General features: G+C 64.2%; 5 protein-coding genes and 1 riboswitch. Of the genes, 4 read left to right on the top strand and 1 reads right to left on the bottom strand.

Translation table 11 applies throughout. The features are described from left to right. Window positions 1-1690 (top strand): PD-(D/E)XK nuclease family protein (locus Q0629_RS08715; RefSeq protein ID WP_298781479.1); only part of this gene is annotated, 1690 nt, incomplete at its 5' end. A gap of 71 nt (window positions 1691-1761) precedes the next feature. On the opposite strand, the gene thiT is transcribed toward Q0629_RS08715, so the two are convergent. Next, window positions 1762-2307 carry an energy-coupled thiamine transporter ThiT gene (thiT, locus tag Q0629_RS08710; protein ID WP_298781477.1) on the bottom strand — a complete coding sequence of 182 codons (546 nt, stop codon included), beginning with the start codon at window positions 2305-2307 and terminating at the stop codon, window positions 1762-1764. Between the two features lie 72 nt (window positions 2308-2379). Then, a riboswitch (TPP riboswitch) is annotated at window positions 2380-2482 on the bottom strand. A 106-nt stretch (window positions 2483-2588) separates the two neighbouring features. Between thiT and Q0629_RS08705 the strand changes: the two genes are divergently transcribed. From Q0629_RS08705 to Q0629_RS08700, 3 genes are all read left to right on the top strand, one after another. Next, window positions 2589-2840: a hypothetical protein gene (locus Q0629_RS08705; protein WP_298781475.1), complete on the top strand. Its 252-nt coding sequence runs from the start codon at window positions 2589-2591 to the stop codon at window positions 2838-2840. 75 nt (window positions 2841-2915) lie between these two features. Next, window positions 2916-3053, top strand: coding sequence for a hypothetical protein (locus tag Q0629_RS10200; protein ID WP_366123274.1), 138 nt, complete (start codon window positions 2916-2918; stop codon window positions 3051-3053). After that, entirely contained in the window at window positions 3043-4254 is a 1212-nt protein-coding gene (locus Q0629_RS08700) for a hypothetical protein (protein WP_298781473.1), read from the top strand. Before Q0629_RS10200 ends, Q0629_RS08700 begins: the two co-directional genes overlap by 11 nt. Window positions 4255-4487 lie beyond the last annotated feature (233 nt).

Raw genomic sequence — 4487 nt, 5'->3', positions numbered from 1 at the left:
CGGCTGGCTGATGTCGCCCTTCTCCGGCGTCCCGATCGAGGAGGCTCGGCGCTGCCTTGAGCGGATCGGGAGAGCGCCCCGACCCGGACGCGGGGTCATGGAGGCCCTGAGGGAGGCGCTTCCCGATGCGGCCGCCCGCCTGGAGAGAATATCCCTCATCGGCCGGAGGAACGGTCCCGCGGCGATCCTGTCCCCCCTGGATCGGGATCGGCGCTGGCTGTCGAACCTCCCTGAGAAGGAGAGGCTGCGCGCGCTGAGGAACGTCCGTCGAGCCGTGTCCATTGCGCGCTCCTTCCAGCGGGGGAGCGCCTCCAGCTTGGCCGCCTGTGCAGACTGGATGGACCGCGCGCTGCGCCGCGGCGTGGACATGGAGGAGCCGGCCTGGCACGGTGAGGGCGTGAACGCCGTCCTGCTATCCACGGTCCATGCCTCCAAGGGGCTGGAGTACCCCGTGGTGGCGATCTTCGACACCGCGAAGCGGAGGAGGCCCCGCACGCTCTGCCCGTCGCGGACGCTGGGCGTGGCCTTCGCGGGGCTGCCGGACGAGCTGTCGGCGTCCCGGACCCCGGCCCCTGATCCCCTGAGCATGGATTGGGAGCGGGCGCTGACGCGCCAGGGCGAGAGGGAGGAGGACCTGCGCCTCCTCTACGTGGCGGCGACCCGGGCACAGGACTCCCTGATCCACTGCGGCCTCGTGACGTTCGGGAAAGAGGGGAGCGCGCCGGCGGAGAAGGGGGGCTGGACGGGCATCGTGCTGGACTGGATGCAAGAGCGCGGCGACTGCAGTCCGGACATGACGGGTCCTGACGTGGAGCTGATCCCCCCTGGCGATGGGGCACAGCCCGCGGGAAAGCCCCGGCGGTCCGTGCCGACGCCGGCCCCCGTCGCCATGGCGCGTCCGGATTCGGGGGCGAGGGAGCTGGCGGTCCTGTCCGCCACGTCGTTTTCCCTGATGGAGTGGTGTCCTCTGGCCTGGCGGCGGCGCTACCGGCAGGGGCTGGACCTGGCCTGGGAGGCGCCGCGGGGCGCGGCGGAGGAGGACGGGCGCGGCGGGTCGGACCTGGGCAGTCTGGCGCACTGGATCCTGGCACGGTGGCCCTCCGCGGAGGGCGACGCCGAGGCGGAGCTGGAGCGCTGGCTGACGGACCCCAGGGCGCTGCGGTCCCTGCCGACGCTGCTTCGGGACGTGTGGCGGGAGGAGGGAAACCGAAACGCCCTTCGCCCGTGGCTCCTGCACTTTGCCGGCTCCGAGGCTGGGGTCATGGTGCGGGGCGCGCTGCCCCTTGGGGCGCGACGGGAGGCGGGCTTCAGGGTGGAGGTGGGGGGGCTGGCCCTCTCCGGGGCCATGGACGTGGTGTGGCGCGAGGGGGAGGTCTGGCGCGTTCTGGACTACAAAGTCACGCTGATGCAAAACGCTCCGGAGGAGCTCTATAGCGCGCAGTTGGACCTCTACGCCCTGGCGGCTCGGAAGGGCGCGGAGCTGGCCGGGGCGCCCTGCAGACGGGTGGAGGCGGGGCTCGTGTTCCTGCGGGAGGGGAGTCCCCTGCGGATGCGGAGGGTCGAGGACTGGGAGGCGATCGAGGGCCGCGTGCGCGCTGCGGCCCGTCTGGGGGCCGTGCGGGATCTGCCTCCGCGGGAGGAGCACTGCCCGCGATGCCCATGGCGGTCCTCCTGCCCGGCGGCCCGATGAAATTATAGCGCGAATGTGGGGGGGCGGTGCGCCGCCCCCCTTGCTATCAGGCGCCGCTGCGGCCCGGCTGACTACCTTTTCGGCAGGGCCCGTTCCAGCGCCTTCCAGAGCAGCCACGCGGCCGCAGCGGACAGAAGGTACTTCGCGCCCAGGGTGGGAGCGTTGTAGAGGAGGGAGTAGACCCAGGGGTTCTGCCCCTTGGGCGCGTACTGGGCGAAGAAGATGGCCCCCGCGACGACGTGGCAGGCCGTCTGGGCCAGGAACCCCAGCACCAGGCCCATCGCCTGCCCCAAGGGTTTCTTGCAGGAGAAGGCTGCGGCGAGGCCCGCCATGGCGTAGGCCAGGGGGTACTCCAGCACGACCTGAACCGGGTTGGCGATGTAGCCGCCCAGCAGGACCTTGACGACGCCGGCCAGCGCTCCGGCCGCGACGCCCCACTTCAGGCCCCTGCGCCAGGCGAAGATGAAGAGCGGTGCCAGCCCCGCGTCGACGGAGCCGCCGTTCGGCAGGGCGAACAGGTTGACCTTGGACAGGACGACGGCGAGGGCGATGCAGAGGGCCCCCTCGACCATGGCTGCCGTCGCGCTGCGGATGCTGGCTGCATTGGAATTGGACATGAAAAAAACCTCCCAAACGTTGAGATATAGGGAACGTCCCAGTGGGAGGCATGATGGGCGCGGGGCATTGCGGGCTCCACGCACGACCGTCTTCCTACGCCGGCATTATCCGGTTCAGGTTCCAGGGTCGAGGCCCTGCGGCCTCCTCTCAGCGCTTGCTCCCCTGGGTCGTTCTTTAATAATAGTACCTCGACGGGCGGGTTTGTCAAGGAGCCCCGGCCCTCATCGTGGCACAATGCCCTGTCTTTTGTTATATAATTAACACGATAGGGGGATTTTGGATGTCGCTCACAAGCCGTGTGCATAAAGTGGGAGGATCGCTGATGATGCCCATCCCATCGACGATAACGCGAGCGCTGTCCTTGACGCCCGCAACGGAAATGCGATTGGAAGTTCAGAAGGGGCGGATTATCGTTACCCCCTGTGAGCGGCCGCCGGAATACTCGCTCCAGCAGCTTGTTTCCATGACTGATTTCAGTGATCGCGACGCTGCCTGGCTGGATAACGAGGCGGAGGGGGCCGAGTTGATTTGAAGCGCGGCGATATCTATCGGGTGTGCCTGAATCCCGTTTCAGGACATGAACAACTAGGGAACGGCAAGGCCGGTTCTGGTCGTTTCTTCTTCCGTCTTCAATAATGCCGCTAACGTTGCTATTGTCGTGCCCATCACTCAAAGAGCGGGAGAACCCGCCCTCTCATTGGCGGGAGGATGTTTCTGTTCAGGAGGCGTTTCCCATGCAGATTGATGGAGTGAGAGAGTTTTTTTCAAAGATCGCGCTATCGGCTGGGGCCGCCGCCGCGCGGGGCAATCCCCTGCGGTCCGTCTTCCCTTCCCTGGCGCAGCGAAAGCAGCCCGTCTACGATTCCCTGGTTCTCTCCGACAAGGGCAAAAAGCTCAGTTTGAGTGGAGGAGAATCGTTTCCCCTGATAAAAAGGCAGGAGGCCGCCGAGTCGTTGCCTTCGTGGGCACAGCCGATAGAAGAAACCCTGTCGAAGACGATTGACATCATGGAGAGGATGCGGAAGCTGGCGGTGGTCGCACAGGATAAAAAGCTCACCGATCTCGACCGCATCGAGATACAGATTGAAATTGAAGATTTGAGGGCGAACCTCAATGTCGTGCCGCGGGCTCTTCTGCGAAAGGAGCTGCAGGTTGATCTCGTATCGTTGCAAGAAGTTTATGCAACTGCGTTCAAGGATGGCCCTGAATCTTTCGGGGACTACAGCAGTGTGCTGGAACGCGCGCGGGATCGTATCCTGAACGGGCAGGAATGGGACGTCAGGGAGGCCTGGTGCCGGGAAGGCTTCGTTCGTGCGACGCAGGACGAGAATGGCGAAGAAGTCTATGAGGTAGGCGCAAGCAAAGCCTGGCATGTGGTGGATGACAGAAACGTAGTGACGCGGTCCTGGCAGGAAGGGAAATATGTGTATGTGGACAGCGGCAAAAAAGTCCCCACGGTCCGTGAGAGGCTGAAAAGGGTAAGTCCGGTCGTCGTCATGGACGCCCAGTCCGCTGCCGATGGGGTCGAGTATTTGGAGGGACGGATAGCATCCGCGCGAAAGTTCCGTGAACAGCTCCCGGAATTGATCAAGCAGTCGGAAACTCCACGGTGGGAGGCATACGTTTTTCTTGATCGGCTTATCTTCCCGAACGGAGATATCAACAAAAAAGTGCTGACCCAACCCGATGTCGCCAGTTACCACCTACTTCACGACGGGATTTATGACTATCCATACCTCAGTCGGCAACTGGTACAACCGGACGACAGCACTCCTTCTCTCATGGACAGGAAAAGCCCTGAGGACAAAGGGGATGCCGTAGATGGAGCGAACAAGAGCGGCGATGTGGTGCAGGGGCTCTCCGTTCCGAAGCTGCGCGCAGAGGCTATAACGTTCCATCCCGTAAAGACCGTTCAGGTTAAGGGGTTTTCCAAGCGGAAAGGATAAGCTGAATGGATTCCGAACCCCCAGGGATGCGCTGGAAGGCGGCGAACAAACGCTATTGGGTTCCGGGGCTGCTGCGGTCGGGAAAGGGGTAAGGGCCACGTATTTTTTCGAGAGGCCGCTTCCGCGCCGCATTTTTGTCTTGATAGAGAGAAGACGCCATGACGCAGATTGCTATCTCCAACCTCACCTTCGCCTACCCGGGCGCTCCGGCTCCGCTTTTCAAGGAGCTTTCG

It is taken from the genome of uncultured Fretibacterium sp. (assembly GCF_938030725.1).
Lineage (GTDB): Bacteria > Synergistota > Synergistia > Synergistales > Aminobacteriaceae > Fretibacterium.
Note: the sequence above shows the minus strand (reverse complement) of the source record. Positions and strands in the feature narration are given on the sequence as shown.

What these genes read in the sequence shown, in the direction of transcription:
- thiT (WP_298781477.1), bottom strand. Translation starts at nt 2,307, where the DNA reads ATGTCCAATTCCAATGCAGCCAGCATCCGCAGCGCGACGGCAGCCATG.
- Q0629_RS08705 (WP_298781475.1), top strand. Translation starts at nt 2,589, where the DNA reads ATGTCGCTCACAAGCCGTGTGCATAAAGTGGGAGGATCGCTGATGATG.
- Q0629_RS08700 (WP_298781473.1), top strand. Translation starts at nt 3,043, where the DNA reads ATGCAGATTGATGGAGTGAGAGAGTTTTTTTCAAAGATCGCGCTATCG.